Origin of the sequence: Dyadobacter psychrophilus (assembly GCF_900167945.1) — a bacterium.
Lineage (GTDB): Bacteria > Bacteroidota > Bacteroidia > Cytophagales > Spirosomataceae > Dyadobacter > Dyadobacter psychrophilus.
Window position 1 is genome coordinate 134,531 of record NZ_FUZA01000004.1, and the last position, 18,682, is coordinate 153,212.

At 45.0% G+C, this 18,682-nt stretch carries 15 protein-coding genes and 1 tRNA gene; 8 read left to right on the forward strand and 8 right to left on the reverse strand.

Annotated features, from left to right (window positions below; genetic code table 11):
* Positions 1 to 21: 21 nt before the first annotated feature.
* Positions 22 to 3,159, reverse strand: a complete 3,138-nt coding sequence (locus tag B5X68_RS16530) for a SusC/RagA family TonB-linked outer membrane protein (protein ID WP_082215870.1) — start codon at positions 3,157 to 3,159, stop codon at positions 22 to 24.
* Positions 3,160 to 3,437: 278 nt separating this feature from the next.
* On the opposite strand from B5X68_RS16530, the gene thrA reads away from it, so the two are divergent.
* The 5 genes from thrA to B5X68_RS16555 all read left to right on the forward strand — a co-directional run bounded on the left by thrA (position 3,438) and on the right by B5X68_RS16555 (position 9,243).
* Complete coding sequence (gene thrA / locus B5X68_RS16535; RefSeq protein WP_082215871.1) at positions 3,438 to 5,894, forward strand: bifunctional aspartate kinase/homoserine dehydrogenase I; 2,457 nt, start codon at positions 3,438 to 3,440, stop codon at positions 5,892 to 5,894.
* A gap of 18 nt (positions 5,895 to 5,912) precedes the next feature.
* On the forward strand, positions 5,913 to 6,842 hold the full coding sequence (locus tag B5X68_RS16540; RefSeq protein WP_082215872.1) for a homoserine kinase: 930 nt from the start codon (positions 5,913 to 5,915) through the stop codon (positions 6,840 to 6,842).
* A 63-nt stretch (positions 6,843 to 6,905) separates the two neighbouring features.
* On the forward strand, positions 6,906 to 7,835 hold the full coding sequence (locus B5X68_RS16545) for a phytanoyl-CoA dioxygenase family protein (RefSeq protein ID WP_082215873.1): 930 nt from the start codon (positions 6,906 to 6,908) through the stop codon (positions 7,833 to 7,835).
* 59 nt (positions 7,836 to 7,894) lie between these two features.
* Complete coding sequence (locus tag B5X68_RS16550; RefSeq protein WP_082215874.1) at positions 7,895 to 8,221, forward strand: HesB/IscA family protein; 327 nt, start codon at positions 7,895 to 7,897, stop codon at positions 8,219 to 8,221.
* A 125-nt stretch (positions 8,222 to 8,346) separates the two neighbouring features.
* Positions 8,347 to 9,243: a nucleotidyltransferase family protein gene (locus B5X68_RS16555; RefSeq protein ID WP_082215875.1), complete on the forward strand. Its 897-nt coding sequence runs from the start codon at positions 8,347 to 8,349 to the stop codon at positions 9,241 to 9,243.
* 85 nt (positions 9,244 to 9,328) lie between these two features.
* Here B5X68_RS16555 and B5X68_RS16560 read toward each other — a convergent pair whose 3' ends face one another.
* The 4 genes from B5X68_RS16560 to modA all read right to left on the reverse strand — a co-directional run bounded on the left by B5X68_RS16560 (position 9,329) and on the right by modA (position 12,424).
* Complete coding sequence (locus B5X68_RS16560; RefSeq protein WP_082216148.1) at positions 9,329 to 10,006, reverse strand: SGNH/GDSL hydrolase family protein; 678 nt, start codon at positions 10,004 to 10,006, stop codon at positions 9,329 to 9,331.
* Between the two features lie 74 nt (positions 10,007 to 10,080).
* Positions 10,081 to 10,974, reverse strand: coding sequence for a sulfate/molybdate ABC transporter ATP-binding protein (locus B5X68_RS16565; protein WP_082215876.1), 894 nt, complete (start codon positions 10,972 to 10,974; stop codon positions 10,081 to 10,083).
* Positions 10,955 to 11,629, reverse strand: a complete 675-nt coding sequence (gene modB / locus B5X68_RS16570; protein WP_082215877.1) for a molybdate ABC transporter permease subunit — start codon at positions 11,627 to 11,629, stop codon at positions 10,955 to 10,957. The genes B5X68_RS16565 and modB overlap by 20 nt, the downstream gene beginning before the upstream one ends.
* Positions 11,630 to 11,671: 42 nt before the next feature.
* Entirely contained in the window at positions 11,672 to 12,424 is a 753-nt protein-coding gene (gene modA, locus B5X68_RS16575) for a molybdate ABC transporter substrate-binding protein (protein ID WP_082215878.1), read from the reverse strand.
* Between the two features lie 140 nt (positions 12,425 to 12,564).
* On the opposite strand from modA, the gene B5X68_RS16580 reads away from it, so the two are divergent.
* The 3 genes from B5X68_RS16580 to B5X68_RS16590 all read left to right on the forward strand — a co-directional run bounded on the left by B5X68_RS16580 (position 12,565) and on the right by B5X68_RS16590 (position 15,555).
* Positions 12,565 to 13,722 (forward strand): pyridoxal phosphate-dependent aminotransferase, encoded by a 1,158-nt coding sequence (locus B5X68_RS16580; RefSeq protein ID WP_082216149.1) that lies wholly within the window; start codon positions 12,565 to 12,567, stop codon positions 13,720 to 13,722.
* 30 nt (positions 13,723 to 13,752) lie between these two features.
* Positions 13,753 to 14,610 carry a prephenate dehydrogenase gene (locus tag B5X68_RS16585; protein WP_082215879.1) on the forward strand — a complete coding sequence of 286 codons (858 nt, stop codon included), beginning with the start codon at positions 13,753 to 13,755 and terminating at the stop codon, positions 14,608 to 14,610.
* Between the two features lie 168 nt (positions 14,611 to 14,778).
* Positions 14,779 to 15,555: a murein L,D-transpeptidase catalytic domain family protein gene (locus tag B5X68_RS16590; RefSeq protein WP_082215880.1), complete on the forward strand. Its 777-nt coding sequence runs from the start codon at positions 14,779 to 14,781 to the stop codon at positions 15,553 to 15,555.
* Here the strand turns inward: B5X68_RS16590 and B5X68_RS16595 are convergent.
* The 3 genes from B5X68_RS16595 to hflX all read right to left on the reverse strand — a co-directional run bounded on the left by B5X68_RS16595 (position 15,513) and on the right by hflX (position 18,634).
* Positions 15,513 to 16,709, reverse strand: coding sequence for a L,D-transpeptidase family protein (locus B5X68_RS16595; protein ID WP_082215881.1), 1,197 nt, complete (start codon positions 16,707 to 16,709; stop codon positions 15,513 to 15,515). The genes B5X68_RS16590 and B5X68_RS16595 overlap by 43 nt on opposite strands.
* Before the next feature lie 447 nt (positions 16,710 to 17,156).
* A tRNA-Arg gene (locus B5X68_RS16600) sits at positions 17,157 to 17,228 on the reverse strand.
* A 170-nt stretch (positions 17,229 to 17,398) separates the two neighbouring features.
* The gene (gene hflX / locus B5X68_RS16605) at positions 17,399 to 18,634 is read right to left on the reverse strand and encodes a GTPase HflX (RefSeq protein ID WP_082215882.1); all 1,236 of its coding nucleotides are present in this window, start codon (positions 18,632 to 18,634) and stop codon (positions 17,399 to 17,401) included.
* Positions 18,635 to 18,682: the final 48 nt, after the last annotated feature.

The window sequence follows — 18,682 nt, forward strand, 5'->3', positions numbered from 1 at the left end:
CAATTCGATTTACACAATGTCTTATAAGTTGAAACTGATGTTGAAACCTACCGTTTTCGTAGTAGGGATCTGTCCGTTTTCTATGCCTTGGAGGTTTCCATCGTTGTAATAGCTGGTTTCAGGATCGATGTGGGGCAGGTTACTTTTCAGCAGAGCCAGGTTACGTCCTACTACGGAAACAGCGATATCGCGGAAAGGCAGCTTGTTGAAAACTTTGCCGGAAATCGTATAAGTCAATTTCACTTCGCGCAGCTTCACGTAACTCGCGTCGAAAATGGTGTTCTCGTTATTGGTCAGGAGATAATATTTGTGGTGATATTCTTCCGACGAGATCCTTTTTTCGTTGGGCACATATTCGGGAGCAGCAGCAGTCCCCTTATTCACAACACCAGCACCAATCACACCTTCTTCGCGACCGAATGTTGTTTCTTTCAAAACTCCCGTATAACGGCCAATGTTGATGGATTGTGAGAAAATATCCCCGCCCGATTTGATATCGATCAATGTGCTGAGAGAGAATCTTTTGTAAGTAAACGTGTTGGAAATACCACCAATCCAATCAGGCGTAAAGCTTCCCAAAACACGGCTTACCGGATCGATCATCGGATATCCCTGTGCGTCATAAACGATCTGTCCGTCGGGAGCGCGCAAAAACCCTTTTCCGAAGAATGTTCCATATGGCTGTCCTACGCGTGCTTCCACCGAAAGTCCGCGGAAAGCGCTGTTTGTTGTAGCCTGCGTTAGCGCATTGTAGCTGGTGTTCAGCTGGTAAGTGGTTAATCCGCCGTCCAGTGAAAGCACTTTGTTGTTGTTTTTGGCCCAGTTCAAACCAATGTCCCACTGGAAATTATTGAGCTTAACAGGCGTTGCGGTCAGCTGGATCTCCAAGCCTGAGTTTTTGATTTTACCCGCATTTAAAAGTTTGGATAGAAAGCCCGTTGCATTGGAAATATTCACGTCAAGAATCTGGTTTTTAGATACTTTGCTGTAATATGTTACATCAATACCAACCCGGTTTTGCCATAACCTGATGTCCGTCCCGATCTCATAGGAAGAGGTAATTTCAGGTTTCAAATTCGCATTAAGCATCGCATTGTTTTCAGACAAGCTCGGCGTGCTTCCCCAGGCATTTTCGTATTTGTAAGTGCTGACCAGGCGGTAAGGATCTGTATCGTTACCAACTTGCGCTACACCTGCCCTGATTTTGGCAAAAGAAAGCACCGATGATCTTACATTGAACATATCAGTAATAATGACACTCACCGCCGCGGAAGGGTAGAAGTAAGAGCGGTTATCCGAAGGCAATGTGCTCGACCAGTCGTTCCGTGCAGTAAGGTCTACGAAAAGATAATTCCTGAAACCCAGGTTAGCCGAAGCGTAAAGGCTGTTTACAGTTTTTTTGATAAAACTATTTTCTCCAACCAATTTCTGGCGTGAGTTACCAAAGTTGTAAACCCTTGGAATGGCTAATTCTGTGGCACCCATGTAATTGCGTTGCGCATAGTTTGTTCTGTGGTTACCGCCAATGTTGGCCGTAATGTCGAACTCACCGAATTTATGTGTTGCATTCAAAAGGAAATCCGAGTTGGATTCGCGGACGAAAATCTGCTCTTCGTTATAAGCGTCAAACAAGTTGGAAGTTCCTATAACGGCCTGGCGGGCCGCGCTCTTGGTCTTGCGGCGATCTTCATAGAAATCCGTTCCGGTGCGGCCTGTTAATGTAAGCCAGTCTGTAAACTTGTAAGTAGCTGAGAAATTTCCGTAAAGACGATCCTTTTCGTTCGCCCGAGTGCTTTCGTTCAGCAGATAATAAGGATTCGTCCAATAGTTATCATTCCAGTTGTTCTGATAAATGCTGCCCGGCTTTTTATAGCTCGTCAATTTATCCATATCCACCTGGCGACCAAACCATATAAAGTAAAGCCCAAAGTTGTTGCGGTTGTCGCTGCCGTCCTTAATGTAGTTTCCGGTTGCCCTTACGCTCAGTTTTTTGGTCAGATTCCAGCCCGCATTCAAGGAAACCGTGCGGCGTTTGTAATCCGTGTTCGGCAAAATTCCCGTTTGGCTCAGATTGGTGAATGACAGACGGAAATCGGCTGTTTCATTCCCGCCTGTAACGGCAACGCTATTGGTATACGTTTTACCTGTCTCGAAGAATTTATCCACATTATCCGGGTGCGCGATCCACGGCGTCGGCGTTCTCGTTCCGTCGGCGGCAATGGGCGAATCGAACTGTGGCAACAGTCTGCCGTCCAGTTTCGGGCCCCAGCTCTCATCAACACCGTCGCCTTTTCCGCCACCTTTTCCATCAACATAAGAAAACTGGCCTGCTGCTCCCTGTCCGTATTCATTTTGCCATTCCGGAAGTCGGAACGGACTTTCAAATGCGGTATTGGTATTAAATGACACGCCAATTCCCTTCGTTCCTTTCCCGCTTTTGGTCGTGATCAAAACTACACCATTCGCTCCGCGTGAACCGTAAAGTGCTGCTGCACTGGGTCCTTTCAATACGTTTATCGACTCCACATCATCCGGGTTAATGGATGCCGCAGCATTGCCATAATCCACGCCCGTTCCCGAACCGAAGTTGCTGTTATCCACCGGAACGCCGTCTACGACAAACAGAGGCTGATTATTGCTTCCAATCGAGCTCGCGCCACGGATGATCATCCGAGAAGAAGATCCCGGCGCACCATTGGAATTGGTTACCTGTACACCCGCAAGCCGTCCTGAAAGCGAATTGACAAGATTGGTCTCACGCGCTTGCGTCAGCGTTTTTCCACTCACTTCCTGCACAGAATAGCCCAATGCTTTTTTCTCGCGCGCTATACCCAGGGCCGTTACCACAATTTCGCTGAATTGCGTAGCGTCCTGTTCCAGCGTAATGTCAAGTGTTGTTTTGTTGCCGACAGGCACTTCTAATGTCTTGTAACCGATAAAAGAGACCACGAGGGTTGCGCCGGAAGGGGCGCTCATTGTAAACTCGCCGTTCGCATCGGTTGTGCTTCCTCTGCTGGTGCCTTTGATGAGGATACTGGCACCCGGAAGATTCCCGTCGTCGGACTGAACCTTCCCTTTAATGTTCAGGTCCTGTGCGAAAGCTGCGCCCTTAAGGAGCAATAGCATCGTCAGAAAGCCCAAAGTAAAGACTTTTCTCATAATTGAATTTTTAAGGAGTGAACTAGTTAGGTAATTGTTTCACAGAATTATATTCTAGTGAAACTCAAATTCGCACAATAAAAACTCAGATAAAAATCTTTTAGTAGAATATTAATGGTAGTAAATAAGATTATTTAAAATATTATATTTTTCAAATAGATGTTTATATGGGCTTGATTCTTTGAAGTATAGGGCGTCCGAATTGTTATATTTGCATTCGGTTCAAAACCCTGTGGGCGCGAACGATTGATCATCTGCGTATTCGAATATAGCTTTAAATGAAGGTTCTTAAATTTGGCGGCACCTCTGTCGGTTCGGTTGACAGCATTAAAACGGTAATCAGTATCCTTGAAAAAAACCTGGCGGAAGGGGAGCGTATAGCGGTCGTTTTTTCTGCCATGGGCGGCGTGACCAACCGGTTGATCGAGATTGGTAAAATGGCTGCTGCGGGGAATCCCGAATACATGGAATTCCTTAAAGTGGTTGAAGAAAGGCACTTTGCGGTAGTTCGCGGACTGATTCCTGTAAAAAACCAAAGCAGCACATTCGCAGCCATAAGGGGGATTTTTAATGAACTGGAAGACATATTAAGAGGTGTTTCCTGGATTAAGGAGCTTTCGGAGCGGACACTGGACCTGATTATGAGCTTCGGCGAGCGATTGTCCACAATGGTGATCACCGAAATCCTGAAAAGCAAAGGCATAGCAGCCGAATTCTGCGACGCACGCCAGATTATTCACACCAATGCCACTTATGGAATGGGCGATGTGAATTTTGAAATTACAAATCGTCAGATTTTAGAATATTTTGCCAAAACATCTGCATTGCAATGCGTAACGGGCTTTATCGCTTCCACAGCGGAAGGCGTAACGACCACATTGGGCCGAGGCGGTTCGGATTATACTGCATCCATCATTGCGGCAGCATTGGACGCCAATTCCATTGAAATTTGGACGGACGTTGACGGGATGATGACGGCAGATCCGCGGAAAGTGGCCAATGCATTTACCATTCCTTCCATATCCTATTCGGAAGCGATGGAACTTTCCCATTTTGGTGCAAAAGTGATATATCCGCCGAGCTTGCAGCCTGCATTTGCTAAGAACATCACGCTAAAAGTCCTCAATACATTCAATGTTGATTTTGAAGGGACTTATGTACAAAAAGCCGCTAACGGTAAGGACTATGCGATCACCGGGATTTCCTCTATTGATGAGATCGCGTTGGTGAACATTCAGGGGAGCGGGATGATTGGTGTTGCAGGGATTTCGGGAAGGCTTTTTACCGCACTTTCCAACAATGCCATCAGCGTTATTCTGATCTCACAAGCATCTTCCGAACATTCGATTTGTTTCTCTATTGATCCTAAAAATGCGCAGCGCGCTACGGAAGTTCTTGAAAAAGAGTTTGCGACTGAGATTTCGTTAGGCCATATTGATAGCATTGCCATTGAAAAAAGCTTGTCCATTATCGCGATTGTGGGTGAGGGAATGAAGAAGAGCACTGGGGTTTCGGGGAAACTGTTTTCTGTTTTAGGTAAAAACGGGATCAATGTTGTTGCCACAGCGCAAGGATCTTCTGAGCTGAATATTTCCGTAGTGATCGCAAAAAGTGACCTTTCCAAAGCGCTGAATGCTATCCATGGCGTGTTTTTTCAATCGGAAACGCGGTCGCTGAATTTGTTTATTGTAGGAATGGGATTGATTGGCGGCACTTTGCTAAACCAGATCAAAAATCAGACAAAGTATTTAAGGGAAGAAAAACTACTAAACCTGAACATTGCAGGTTTGACCAATACAAAAAAGATGCTGCTTGATCCGGACGGCATCAGCCCGGAAAACTGGCGCGATCGGGTCATGGATGAAGGCGTGAAAACGAGCCTGCCCGCATTCGTGCAGCGTATGATTGAGCTCAACTTACCGAACAGCGTTTTTGTTGATTGCACTTCTGATAAGGATATTGTTCAGTATTATCATATGTTGCTGGATGCCAGTATTTCCGTCGTGACGCCTAACAAGGTGGCGAATTCGGGCTCTTACTCGGAGTATGTTTCGTTGCAGCGGACCGCATTGCAGCGCGGTGTTAAGTTTTTGTATGAAACCAATGTTGGTGCAGGTTTGCCGATCATTAACACCATTCAGGGATTGATGGCCAGCGGCGACAAGTTCCTGAAAATCGAAGCGATCCTGTCCGGAACTTTGTCTTACATTTTCAATAATTTCGGTCCGGGAATCCGTTTTGCAGACGTGGTTAGGGAAGCGAAAGTGAAAGGCTTCACGGAGCCGGATCCGCGCGAAGATCTGAGCGGGGCAGATGTTGGACGTAAAATATTAATCCTCGCGCGTGAAGTGGGCGTTCCGCTGGAAGCAGAGGAAATCAGCATTAAGGCCATTTTACCAGGAAACTGCCTGAATGCGCCCACGGTCGACGCTTTTTTCCAGGAATTGGAAATCTCTGATGGGTTTTTCGCAAGCATGCAGGCAGCGGCGGAAGCAAAACAGGAAAAGCTGCGCTTCATCGCCACATTGGAAAATGGAAAAGCAAGCATTGAACTCAAAACCGTCGACGCCCAGCATCCATTCTATACATTATCCGGAAGCGACAACATTGTCTCTTTCACTACGGAACGTTACAAAGACCGCCCGCTGGTGATCAAAGGCCCAGGCGCCGGCGCCGAAGTAACCGCCTCCGGCGTATTTGCGGATATCATGAGTATTAGTAGTTATTTGGGGTAAGCAAAACAATCATTTATAGTGAATTCAATAAGAGCTTTTGCGCCGGCTACGGTGGCTAATGTTGCGTGTGGGTTTGATATTTTCGGGTTCGCTATTGAGGCCCCGGGGGATGTTGTGGAAATAAGAAGACGGGATGAGCCTGGGGTTGTTATTAAAGAAATCACCGGAGATGAAGGTCGGTTGCCGCGGAATGCAGAAAAGAATGCCGTAACCGTTGTGATGCTGCATTTATTGAAACATCTGGGCATTAAGGATTTTGGAGCGGAGGTGGTTTTGCATAAAAATATGCCGTTAGGAAGCGGAATGGGTTCCAGTGCCGCAAGTGCGGTGGCTGGCGTGGTGGCGATGAATGAGCTGCTGGGTAATCCGCTGAGCCGCCAGGAACTACTGCCTTTTGCGATGGAAGGGGAAAAAATAGCTTCCGGATCTGCGCATGCGGACAATGTGGGACCTTCGCTTTTAGGTGGTTTTGTGGTGATAAGGAGTTATAATCCGCTGGATATTTTCACAATCCCGGTTCCTGACGACCTGTACTGCACATTGGTTCACCCCGACATTGAGATTAATACGAAAGACGCACGGTTTATTTTGCGCAGTGAGGTCTCACTGAAAAATACGATCGCTCAAATGGGTAATGTTGCCGGGCTTGTGGCAGGTTTGATGAAGTCGGATTACGAGTTGATCGGAAGATCGATGGTTGACGTCATTATTGAGCCGGTAAGGTCCATTTTGATACCCGAATTTAATGTTGTCAAGCTGGCAGCGATAGAAAATGGCGCATTAGGATGCAGCATTTCAGGTTCAGGACCATCCATGTTTGCGCTTAGCAAGGGAAAGGCAAATGCTGAAAGTGCCGGCCTGGCCATGCAGCAAAAATTTGCTGATGCCGGAATTGAATCCAGTATGCACGTTTCTGCCATAAATAAAAACGGCGCAGCAATATTGTAATGATTTTTAAAGTGCTTATTTTCAGGAATGTTAATCCGAAAACACCACTTTAAATTTTGAAGTATGAATACAACGGTTTACCCAATGAACCAGCCTTGGATCGATTCCCCGTTTTTTGAACAGGAACTCGAACAGTCTGTACTCGATGAAGATACAAAACAGCTTGTTAAAGATTATGCTGAAAAAGGTTACCTGATCCTGGATACAGAACTGCCGGAGAGCACATTTGACAGGATTGTTGAGCTTTTAAAACCACATTACACTTCACCGAGGATCCAGGATGCCTGGAATATTACACCGCTCGTGCGGGAAGTGGCAGGCTGCCCAAAGATCCTGGATATGCTGCGGATTTTATACCGAAGAGAGCCTTTTCCTTTCCAAACCCTTAATTTTCAGGTCGGTTCACAACAGAAAACGCATAGCGATGCCATCCATTTTTCTTCCATTCCTGAACGGTTTATGTGCGGGGGTTGGGTGGCTTTGGAAGATATAGACGAGTCAAACGGGCCTTTGCATTACTACCCCGGAAGTCAGAAGCTGCCGTTTTTCAATATGGCCGATATTGGTCTTTCCGGTGCTCAGGATGCAGGAAGTTATGTTCAATATACTGAATATGAGAATTTTGTACAAAAATTAATGGTCGCGACCGGCCAGAAAAAGGAAGTTTTTAAAGTAAGAAAAGGGCAGGCATTGATCTGGTCAGCGACGCTTTTCCATGGCGGAGAACCAATTTTGCGGGAAGGTGCGAGCAGGCATAGCCAGGTGACGCACTATTATTTCAAGGACTGCATGTATTACTCTCCGTTATGGTCCGATTTGCCGATTGAGAAAATGTATATGCGCCGCCCGGTTAACATTCTTACTGGTGAAGTGATTGAGAATAAATATCTTAACAAACCGATTATGGGCAGGACGGGGTTAAGTCAGTTAACCGACTACAAAAACCAGCTGGAAGACACATTACGAAAATTAAAAAGAACGCTGAGGGGTTAGTGAACTTTATTATTTGTTTCAGACGTTAAATATTGACGAATACAAAACTTAGAAATAGCATGGTTACTGTAAGTGATACCGCCAAAGACAAAATTGTTGAACTCCGCAATGCAGACGGACATGTTGAAGATTATCAAATCCGCGTGGGCGTTTTGGGAGGCGGCTGTTCAGGCTTGACTTATAATTTGGAATTTAATTCCGAAACCAAGCCTACTGATATGGTTTTTGAGGACAAAGGTGTGAAAATAATTGTAGACAAGAAGAGCATTCTTTACCTGGCCGGAACTGTACTTGATTTTTCAGATGGCTTAAATGGTAAAGGCTTTCAATTTGTGAATCCCAATGCAACCCGCACTTGCGGCTGCGGCGAAAGTTTTGCTGTATAACAATATTCTTAAAATATTTTATTTTTCAAACGCGTTCCGAAATCCCCGGACGCGTTTTTTTTATATTCCTGAATGGGCTTAATTTGTCGCTTCAAGTAGCAGACATACACATTAAAACAATTTGAATGAAACCAACTCTTTTGATTTTAGCTGCCGGCATCGGTAGCCGTTACGGAGGCATTAAGCAGCTAGACCAGTTTGGCCCAAATGGGGAGACAATCATCGATTATTCATTATATGACGCAATTCGCAGCGGTTTTGGTAAAGTAGTTTTTATCGTTCGTCAAGAAATTAAAGACAGTGCGGAAGCCATTTTCGCTCCAAAGTTAAAAGGCAAAATTGATTACGATTTCGCAATTCAAGGCGTTCAGTCTTATGTTCCTGAGGACCTGGGGACCGTTGACCGCGTGAAGCCCTGGGGAACAGGACATGCAACATTGTGCGCCTGGCCACAGACAGAAACGCCATTTGCGGTGATCAATGCAGATGATTTTTATGGTCACGATGCTTTCGCCACCATGGCCGAATTCCTGACCAACGACACCAATGATAAGCAGCACGCGATGATCGGTTATGAGCTGAAACGCACGTTATCCGAAAACGGAACCGTTTCCCGCGGAATTTGCGTCGAAAGAGCAGATCACAATCTGGAATCGGTTGTAGAGCGTACCAAAATCTTTGAAGAAGACGGAAAAATCTATTTCGAAGAAAATGATGTTAAAACCGAATTGGCACCGGAAACCCCTGTTTCAATGAACTTCTGGGGTTTCAAGCCAGGCATGTTCCCGATCACAAAAGACTTGTTTGAAAAATACGCCAGGGAAAACATTAACACTCCAAAGGCCGAATTTTACATCCCAACCGTGATGACCCACATCATCAAAAACGGCATGGGCGATTGCCGCGTCTTCCGCATCGCTTCCGATTGGTTCGGCGTCACCTATCCCGAGGATAAACCGACTGTTCAGGCATCGCTGAATGCGTTGCATGAGACCGGAGCTTATCCCGAGAAGCTTTGGTAGGACATAAAGAGTTTTCAAGCAAAAAAGACCTCAAACGAGATCTTTTTTGCTTGAAAGGAGTTTTACATTCACAGAACCTAAAAAATCACTTCTGCACCAGCGCTTCCATCATCCGCTCCGCCAGAAATTTATTTCCTTCCTCCGTTAAATGCACCCGATCCGAAGTCAAAATACCTTTTTCCTTGTTTTCAGGGTTGTTTTGGACCAGATAATCCTGAAATGATTTCCTTAGGTCGCAGAGTTGCAGGCTGTTGCGGGTGGCGATTTCGCGGATGAGTTTGGAGTATTGGTTCAGGTCGCCGTCCTGAGGGTTGGAGGCGTCATTTCTTTCGCCGATTACCGTTGGTGTGCATACGATCACACGGATGTTTTGGGCTTTCATCTTTTTAATCAATGCCTCATAAAATTTTACGTATTTGTCAGGATCCGTTCCGGTCCCCGAAGACGTTTTATGCCATACATCGTTGATTCCCACATAAATAAAGACTACATCCGGTTTTTTAGAAAGTACATCGTCTTCCAGTCTTAAATAAAGGTCATACACTTTATTGCCGCCGATTCCGGCTCCCATGAGCTCATACTGGCTGTCCTGACCTTTTGTTTTGAGCATTTCGCTCATTTTGGTAATGTAACCGGTCGGCCCTACGCCGGCCTGTGTGATGGAATCTCCAAAAAATATCACGCGAAGTGGCTTGTCCTGACGCATTGCAATCAGGGGCAGAATGAAAATGGCAACCTGCAAAAATTTAAAAATGACCCGCATATAGAATGGATAAAAATGGTTTTTGGAAAAAAGACCGGCTGCTTTCAAAATTACCCTTAGTGACATTGGGATTCTTAATGCCTGATCAGCATGACGCGTGCCGAATCCATAGGATAACGAAGCGTAAATGTATTTCCCGGAATCATTTCAGAGGCCAGATTCAACGGCAATGTAAGTTGGCGGACTTTGTTTTCGACGAGCGCGCTTACTAAAAGTTGGTCGGCTTGTCTGACACAGCTTAAAACTTCACCGAAAATCACAAAATCGCCCGTTTGTGATGGATCTTTCGCATAAACCTCCGTTGGCGTTCCTTGAAGGATGACTTTACCGTTTTCAATAATCGCAACCTGATCTGCCAGGCGGAATATTTCACCAATGTCGTGCGTGACAATGATCATTGTGAATTGATGTTGCCGATGAAATCTCAGAAGCATATCCTGCAAATGATAGCGCATGTCATAATCCAACGCCGCAAAAGGCTCATCCAGCAACATTAGATGAGGTTTCCTTACCAGCGCCCGGGCTAATGCTACGCGTTGCTGCTGGCCGCCTGAAAGCTGGCTAGGCTTGCGGTGTGCGAGATTGGAAAGTTCGGTGGCGGTGAGTAAGTCGTCGACAATGTTACGGTCACAGCCTTTTGGTAACCCGAAAAGCAGGTTTTCTTCAACAGTGAGATGCGGAAATAAGGCATAGTCCTGAAAAACGAAACCAATGTTCCTTAGCTGCGGAGCCAATGACGTTTGCTTGGAACTGTCGAGCCAAACATCTTTTTCGAAAACGATTTTGCCTGTTTCTGGGGTTAGTAACCCCGCGATCTGTCTTAATAATGTTGTTTTTCCTGCTCCCGATGGCCCGGTGATAGCCAGTATCTGTCCTTTTGCAAGCGATAAGGCAATTTCCATTGGCATCACACCATGTACAGTTTGCAAAGAATGCTTGATATGGACGTCAAGAAGGCTGTCGGACACGGAGCAGGCGGTTGTTAATAGAATAAACCAACAGCAAAATAACGAATGTAATTGCAAAAAGCACCATGGCGTAGTCGTTCGCCGCGCCGTAATTCAGGGCCTCCACTTCGTTATAAATCGCAACCGAAGCAACTTTCGTAACCCCTGGAATGTTGCCCCCGATCATGAGTACAACGCCGAATTCACCAACTGTGTGGGCAAATGTGATGACAAATGCGGTAAGAATGGCTGGTTTACAATTAGGTAAAAGCACTTTAAAGAACGTTTCCCATTCATTTTTGCCTAATGTATAAGAGGCTTCGCGTAAGGATGCGGGAAGCGATTGCAAGCCAGCGCGAATAGGATAAACCATAAACGGCAAACTATATAGCACGGAGGCAATTACCAGTCCGGGAAAGCTGAAAACCAACCGCAGGCCAAAAACGCTTTCGATCCAGGCGCCGAACCAGTAGGAAGGACTGAATGCTAAAAGCAGGTAAAATCCAATCACAGACGGCGGTAAAACAAGCGGCATTCCAATCAGCGATTCCACAATTCCCCGCCCCTTGAATTTTCCGAAGGCCAACCAGTAAGCCAATGGCAATGCAAGCACAAGCAGGATTACCGACGTAATCGTTGCCAGTTTGAATGTAAGCCAGAGGGGTTCGGGGTTCAAGTTTAATTTTAAATGAGTGAATGAGTGAATGACTGAATGTTTCTATTTGTAGCCGTATTTTTGGAAAATTGCTTTTGCTTTTTTGGAATATAGAAATTTATAGAATTGTTCGCTGGTTTCTTTTTTTGGTGAATCTGCGCTGTGATTCAGAAGGATAGCGGCTTGTTCTATGGGTTTATAATCTGTGGAATCCAGAATAATGTAACTGCCCTGATCTTTCATTTCTGGTGAAAGAACGATGGATAATGCATTAAAACCAGCTTCCACATTGCCCGATGTAATGTATTGAGCAGTCTGCGCGATGCTTTCTCCGAAAACCAGTTTCTTCTCTATTTTTTCAAAAAGACCTTTTGATTTTAAAACCTGAATTGCGGCTTCACCATAAGGTGCTGTTTCCGGGTTAGGAATGGCAATTTTTTTGATTTTGGCATCTTCTAGCAGATCGACATTCAGTTCTGGTTTCGGGATATTTTTAGACCATAAAACCAATGCGCCTAATGCATAAATTTTAGGCTTATCTGCTGAGCCGCCGTTTTTAAAGATCTCTTGCGGATACTTTGTATCGGCCGAAACAAACACATCGAATGGTGCGCCTTCGCGGATCTGCGTGGTAAGCTTGCCCGAAGAACCAACGACAATGTCGATTTCTTTGCCGGTTTCTTTCTCAAATTCTGTCTTGATTTCCTTCATCACATATTGCACATTGGCGGCCGTGGCCACTACAATTTTCTCCGAAGGTTTGGAACAACCTGCAAGAAACACCGAGAAAAACAGAAAAAAACGCTGAAAGTTCATGCTGCAATTTAATGGATAAAGCCCAAATGATCATTGCTTCCCATTGCGTTAAAAATCGTAAATTGCGCCCCATTTCGAGCGCAGGTTCTGAAATTACGGTTGGAAAGCCAACTTTTGAAGGTGTAATTAATAACAATGTAATGATTATAGAAACTGCCCAGCGCACCAAGCAGACTTCCGAATACTACTTTTCGGTGAAGCTTGCGGAGGTTCGCAAACTGATTGCAGAAGGCCACGATGTCATTAACCTGGGGATTGGAAACCCGGATATGATGCCTTCATCTGAAACATTAAATGCCTTATCGGAAGCGGCTCAGAAGCCGCAAGCGCATGGTTATCAGCCTTATGTGGGTACGCCTGCATATCGGAATGCAATCGCAGATTTCTATTATCATACATATGGCGTTAAACTTGATCCGGCAACGGAAATCTTGCCGCTAATCGGCTCAAAGGAAGGCATCACACACATTTCCCTGACATTTCTCGATCCGGGTGATGAAGTGTTGGTTCCTGAGCTGGGTTATCCTGCTTATCGTGCTGTTAGTCGAATGGTCGGGGCGGTTGTAAAAGAATATCCTTTGCGTGAAGATTTTGGCTGGCAGCCGGATTGGAACGCAATGGAGGCGTTGATAACGCCTAAGACCAAGATTATGTGGCTCAATTATCCGCATATGCCCACCGGAGCGCCCGCTACGCAAGAGTTGTTTGAAGAAGCTGTGGCATTTGCGACAAAGCATAAGATTTTGCTGTGTCATGACAATCCATATAGTCTGGTTTTGAATAAAAAGGCACCGATCAGCTTATTATCCGTTGAAGGCGCAAAAGATGTTGCTATTGAACTCAATTCCATGAGCAAGTCGCACAATATGGCCGGCTGGCGAATGGGTTGGTTATCAGCGGCCAAGCCATACATCAATGCAGTGCTTACGATCAAAAGCAATGTGGATTCGGGCATGTTCTGGGCAATGCAAGAAGCGGCTGTGGCGGCTTTACATAATTCGGATGACTGGCATAACGAACGCAATGCGGTGTATCAGGGCCGTTTAGAAGCTGCTGAGGCTATTTTGGAAACAATTGACTGCACGTGGGATCGCAAACAAGAAGGAATGTTCCTTTGGGGTAAATTGCCTGATTCCGTTGAGTCGGCTGAGTCGCTGGTGAACAGTCTTTTGGTTGAAAAACACATATTCATTGCGCCTGGCTTCATTTTCGGGCCTAAGGGACAGCGTTACATCCGCTTATCGCTTTGTATGCCGAAAGAACGCATATGGGAAGCGGTGGAAAGAATTAAGACATAGACCTCTCTTTTTTATTTAGATAGCATTGAAATGATACTTAGTATAATAGGAGTGGGCTTATTGGGCGGATCATTCGCGCTGAGCCTGCGTGAAAAATACCCCAATGTAAAGTTTGTAGGGGTTGATAACTCTTTGGTGAATCAGAAAATTGCATTGGCCAAAGGCATTGTGGACGAGATCGTTACGCTCGATGTTGCACTGGAAATTTCTGAACTGAATGTGCTGGCAACGCCTGTCGACGCCATTAACAAGCTATTGCCTTATATGCTCGATCATTTGCCGGAAGGTCGGACCATTATGGATCTTGGCTCGACAAAAGAGGCAATTTGCCAGATTGCGGACGCTCATGCAAAACGTGCCCAATTTGTTGCCGTGCATCCTATGGCAGGAACAGAAAATTCCGGCCCCGGTGCTGCATTTAAGGAGTTGCTGACGGATAAATACGTCATTATCTGCGATAAGCATAAAAGCAATCCTGAGTCACTTGGCCTGGTTGAAACTTTTCTGCGCGATGTAGGTATGAAAATCTACTATATGCAGCCGGCCGAACATGATTTGCACCTGGCTTATGTTTCACATTTGAGCCATATCAGCTCTTTTGCGCTTGGATTGACGGTTTTGGATAAAGAACAGGATGAAAAGGCAATTTTTGCAATGGCCAGCACCGGTTTTTCTTCAACGGTCAGGCTCGCTAAAAGTTCGCCGCAAATGTGGGCGCCCATTTTTGATCAGAACAAAACCAATGTGTCAAAAGCATTGGGAGACTACATTGAGCTGCTGAAAAAGTTCAAGGATGCCATCGATCAGCACGACCTAGAAACAAGTCTGAATTTCATGAATAAGGCAAATGATATCCGACGGGTTTTGGCAGGAATTGAGAAAAAATAAAAAAAATATCACAATTTTAACTAACTGAAAAACAGCTTATTACGAGCTGTTTTTTGTTTTTTAGGAACCATTAACACGAACAGGGCTGTTAAACATGCACCCTTCAAGGGGTTAATTCACCTCCTCTCTCAATCGCAAATATTAGATTTTTCAATAAAACGATTAGAAATGACAAAAGCTCAGGCAGTATTAGTAGCAGTAATGATTGCGCTTAGTGTTTCCTTCGGGTTCCAAAAATTTGATTCTTTATCCGATTCTTCAACTTCCCATTCAATAAAAATAAATGCTGATTCCGTTGCCAGACCGCAATGGGCAAGTCTTTATGATTCGCTGGGCCTTAAAAAACAGGGTCTTTCGGAAGCGGCATTTTACTTTGCGTGGTATGGCTTCCAGAAAATGAATCTGGCTAACCCTGTCCTTGCGATTGCCGATTTAAGTCAGTCTTCAAAAAATAAGAGGCTGTATGTGATTGACTTAATCAAAAGAAAAGTTTTGCTAAACACTTATGTGGCGCATGGCAGGAATTCCGGTGATGAGTTTGCGAAGCGTTTTTCTAATGATAATTCTTCTTATCAGTCCAGTTTGGGCTTTTATAGGACATTGGGCACCTACAATGGCAAGCATGGGCTGTCGCTGCGCTTAGAAGGTCTGGAAAAAGGCATTAACGACCGCGCTTTGGAAAGGGCGATCGTCATGCATGGGGCAGATTATGTGAGTGAGTCTTTTATCAAAAATACAGGCCGGTTAGGACGGAGCCTTGGATGTCCTGCTGTTTCTATTTTAGATTCAAAAAAATTGATCAGTATGCTGTGTAATGGCGCCGGATTATTTATTTATTCCGCTGATCAGAAGTATGTTAAAGATTCGCCGCTTCTGGCAGGTCTGTCGCTTAATGAGCTAAATCAAACTTTGGGCGACCCTCTTTTGTATACATCTTCAAAATAAAGCAAATCCCCTTTTTCATTACAATCAGCACCCAGATAAAGCAGGAATACGGGAATTCTTGCTTTTAATTTGTGCCATTTCGGCGGCGTGGAAACAGTGTCCGGCTCGGTCATGAAGTCATTGTCGAGCAGTTTGGTTCCGGCCATATAGTTTGCCAGTTCAGTGGGTTGTTGCACGCGCACGCAGCCGTGACTTCTCCACCGCGAATTGCTTTTGAAGAGATATCTTGCATTGGTGTCGTGCAAATAAATCGCCAGCGGGTTTTTGATTTCTACTTTCAGCAATCCAAGTGAGTTATCCTCGCCCGTTTCCTGGCGAAAACGGTAAGGGAATTTGTCAGCAGTAAGCTCTTCCCATTCAATATCCGCCGGATTTACAGCCTGTCCCTTATTATCAATGATCTGAATCCTGTTACGGGTCAGGTATGCAGTATCTTTAACCGCTTTTGGGAAAATTTCCTTGATTGCAATGCTTTTGGGCACATTCCAGTAAGGGTGTGTGACAATACTCGTTGCATATGTGTCAATGGTTGGAGTCTGTGTATCGCTCTTGCCCACCACTGTGCGCATACTCAGCACATTCTTTCCAGCGGAATCCATGGCAGTGAGATATGCTCCGCGAATGTTCACCATCACAAATCTCGGCGCACCTTTGGACTGTCTCTTGATCCAGCGGTAAGCATTAAGGGTTTCGGCGACATATGCGGCGCTATCGGCTTTATTTTCTTTCAATAACCGGGCATAATGCACTTTCAGATTGTGATAAACCGGAAAAACGGGTTCCAGCTTTTCCATCACTTTTTCCACAGATTCACCTTTTACAAGTGATTCGGCCGCCTCGCGAAGTAATAATGTGTCTGCCTTGATCTTTTTTTCGGTGTAGCGTAATGTGGGTTTGTACCCGAACCCTGCCTCCTCGAGCAGTGCAAAAACCGGCGCAGATTCACCTTTTAAAGCGAATTTTTCAACGTTAATGCCTGCATTTTTACTGAATTCAATCAGTTTATCGTAATGTCTCTTATCACTCAGATGGCTTTCCAATTCTTCCTTTGTCATCTCTTTCGGATTTTTCCGACAGGATTGAAGGATAGCAAGTGTAAAAAGTACGAGAAGAGGAATGTAGCGGGTGCGGCCCAGGCCTGAAAGCATTTGCATTGTGTTGTATTTTATTTTAATGTAATCTATACAATTGCCATGCTAATGATCGAAACTGACTATAACTATAAAAAGTACAACGATTTAGGGATTTTGGTAGTGTTTTTCAATGCAAAGTCGCATTAAGGGTTTTTAAGCCTGGGGAAATTTAGTAACAACAAGCGGTGACTTATTGGGCGTAAAAAAGCCAGGCTATTGCCTGGCTTCAGTGACCGCGACGGGAATCGAACGGCACCGGCCGCCCGGCCATATCTAGAGTTTAGGCTGGGGTCGCATTCGACAACTCCTATTCTATCAACAAAAAAGCCAGACATAAGCCTGGCTTTCGTGACCGCGACGGGAATCGAACGGCACCGGCCGCCCGGCCATATCTAGAGTTTAGGCTGGGGTCGCATTCGACAACTCCTATTCTATCAACAAAAAAGCCAGACATAAGCCTGGCTTTCGTGACCGCGACGGGAATCGAACCCATATCTAGAGTTTAGGAAACTCCTATTCTATCCGTTGAACTACGCAGTCAATTTTTTTGCGTCGTACTTGTAACCGCGACGGGAATCGGATTCGAGCGCAAACCTGGCCATATCCAGAGTTTAGGAAACTCCTATCGGGCGGCGATCCGCTCTATCCGTTGAACTACGCAGTCGAATTGGGGTGCAAAACTGGCAAAAAATCATTTGAATTACAAATGATTATTCTTCCGTTTGAACTGCGGTATATCCCAAATCGAGCCAGTTCGGATAAATTGAGAAGTGTTTTTCCTTCACTATGGAAAATAATGTGTTTCTCAATTCTTCAATATTCTCTTTCTTTTCAGCGGAAATAAATACAACGTGATCAGCTTTATCAGCGATATAGCTCTTTTTCAATTGTTCCAAAACACTTTCTGTCTGCTCAATTTCTTGTCCTTCATCATTATCCGCATTAAATGTCGGATTGTAAAGGTCAATTTTATTGAACACCAAAATGGTCGGCTTGTTTGCAGCGCCAATGTCTTCCAGCGTTTTGTTCACCACATCCAAATGTTCTTCGAACGAAGGGTGCGAAATGTCCACGACATGCAGTAAAATATCGGCTTCCCTAACCTCATCCAAAGTTGATTTAAACGACTCAATGAGTAGCGTGGGTAATTTGCGTATGAAACCAACCGTGTCCGTAAGCAAGAATGGAATATTCTCCATATTCACCTTTCTAACAGTCGAATCAACAGTGGCAAACAGCTTGTTTTCAGCAAAAACATCTGCCTTCGAAAGCCCGCGCATTAATGTTGATTTTCCGACGTTGGTATAACCGACAATGGCAACACGGACCAGCCGGTCTCTTTCCTTACGCCGCGTAGTGCTTTGACGATCAATCTTTTCCAGTTTCTCCTTTAAGAATGCAATCCGATCTTTTACGAGACGTTTATCTGTTTCCAATTCTGTTTCACCAGGCCCGCGCATACCCACACCAACTCCTGACTGGCGACTTAAGTGGGTCCACATACGCGTCAGTCTCGGGTATAGATATTGATACTGGGCCAGTTCGACCTGTAATTTGGACTGGGCGGTTTGTGCCCGCATGGCAAAAATATCCAGGATCAGTAAACTCCTGTCAATCACCTTGATATCTTTGAAAACAGCTTCCAGATTTCGCACCTGCGAAGGCGTAAGGTCATCATCGTAAAGGATCATGTCCACAGGATTCGCAGTCACGTAAATCAAAATTTCTTCCAGCTTTCCTTTTCCCGTATAAGTTCGAATATCGGCTCTTTCCAGATTCTGTGTAAATGTTTTTACCGTCTCCACGCCCAGTGTAGTCGCCAGGAAAGCAAGCTCGTCCAGATATTCCTTTGTTTTTTCAGCCGGTTGTTTTTGCGTACTGACCGCTACGAGTACAGCAGTTTCCTGCTTTTCGGCTGTCGAGTATAACTTCTTTTTATCAATCATGCAGCATTGTTTAATTGTATTTTCTTTCCCGGATGCTTCACTTTTATA

What these genes read in the sequence shown, in the direction of transcription:
- B5X68_RS16530 (WP_082215870.1), bottom strand. Translation starts at nt 3,159, where the DNA reads ATGAGAAAAGTCTTTACTTTGGGCTTTCTGACGATGCTATTGCTCCTT.
- B5X68_RS16585 (WP_082215879.1), top strand. Translation starts at nt 13,753, where the DNA reads ATGATACTTAGTATAATAGGAGTGGGCTTATTGGGCGGATCATTCGCG.
- B5X68_RS16580 (WP_082216149.1), top strand. Translation starts at nt 12,565, where the DNA reads ATGATTATAGAAACTGCCCAGCGCACCAAGCAGACTTCCGAATACTAC.
- B5X68_RS16560 (WP_082216148.1), bottom strand. Translation starts at nt 10,006, where the DNA reads ATGCGGGTCATTTTTAAATTTTTGCAGGTTGCCATTTTCATTCTGCCC.
- B5X68_RS16590 (WP_082215880.1), top strand. Translation starts at nt 14,779, where the DNA reads ATGACAAAAGCTCAGGCAGTATTAGTAGCAGTAATGATTGCGCTTAGT.
- B5X68_RS16555 (WP_082215875.1), top strand. Translation starts at nt 8,347, where the DNA reads ATGAAACCAACTCTTTTGATTTTAGCTGCCGGCATCGGTAGCCGTTAC.
- B5X68_RS16545 (WP_082215873.1), top strand. Translation starts at nt 6,906, where the DNA reads ATGAATACAACGGTTTACCCAATGAACCAGCCTTGGATCGATTCCCCG.
- B5X68_RS16550 (WP_082215874.1), top strand. Translation starts at nt 7,895, where the DNA reads ATGGTTACTGTAAGTGATACCGCCAAAGACAAAATTGTTGAACTCCGC.
- hflX (WP_082215882.1), bottom strand. Translation starts at nt 18,634, where the DNA reads ATGATTGATAAAAAGAAGTTATACTCGACAGCCGAAAAGCAGGAAACT.
- B5X68_RS16595 (WP_082215881.1), bottom strand. Translation starts at nt 16,709, where the DNA reads ATGCAAATGCTTTCAGGCCTGGGCCGCACCCGCTACATTCCTCTTCTC.
- thrA (WP_082215871.1), top strand. Translation starts at nt 3,438, where the DNA reads ATGAAGGTTCTTAAATTTGGCGGCACCTCTGTCGGTTCGGTTGACAGC.
- modA (WP_082215878.1), bottom strand. Translation starts at nt 12,424, where the DNA reads ATGAACTTTCAGCGTTTTTTTCTGTTTTTCTCGGTGTTTCTTGCAGGT.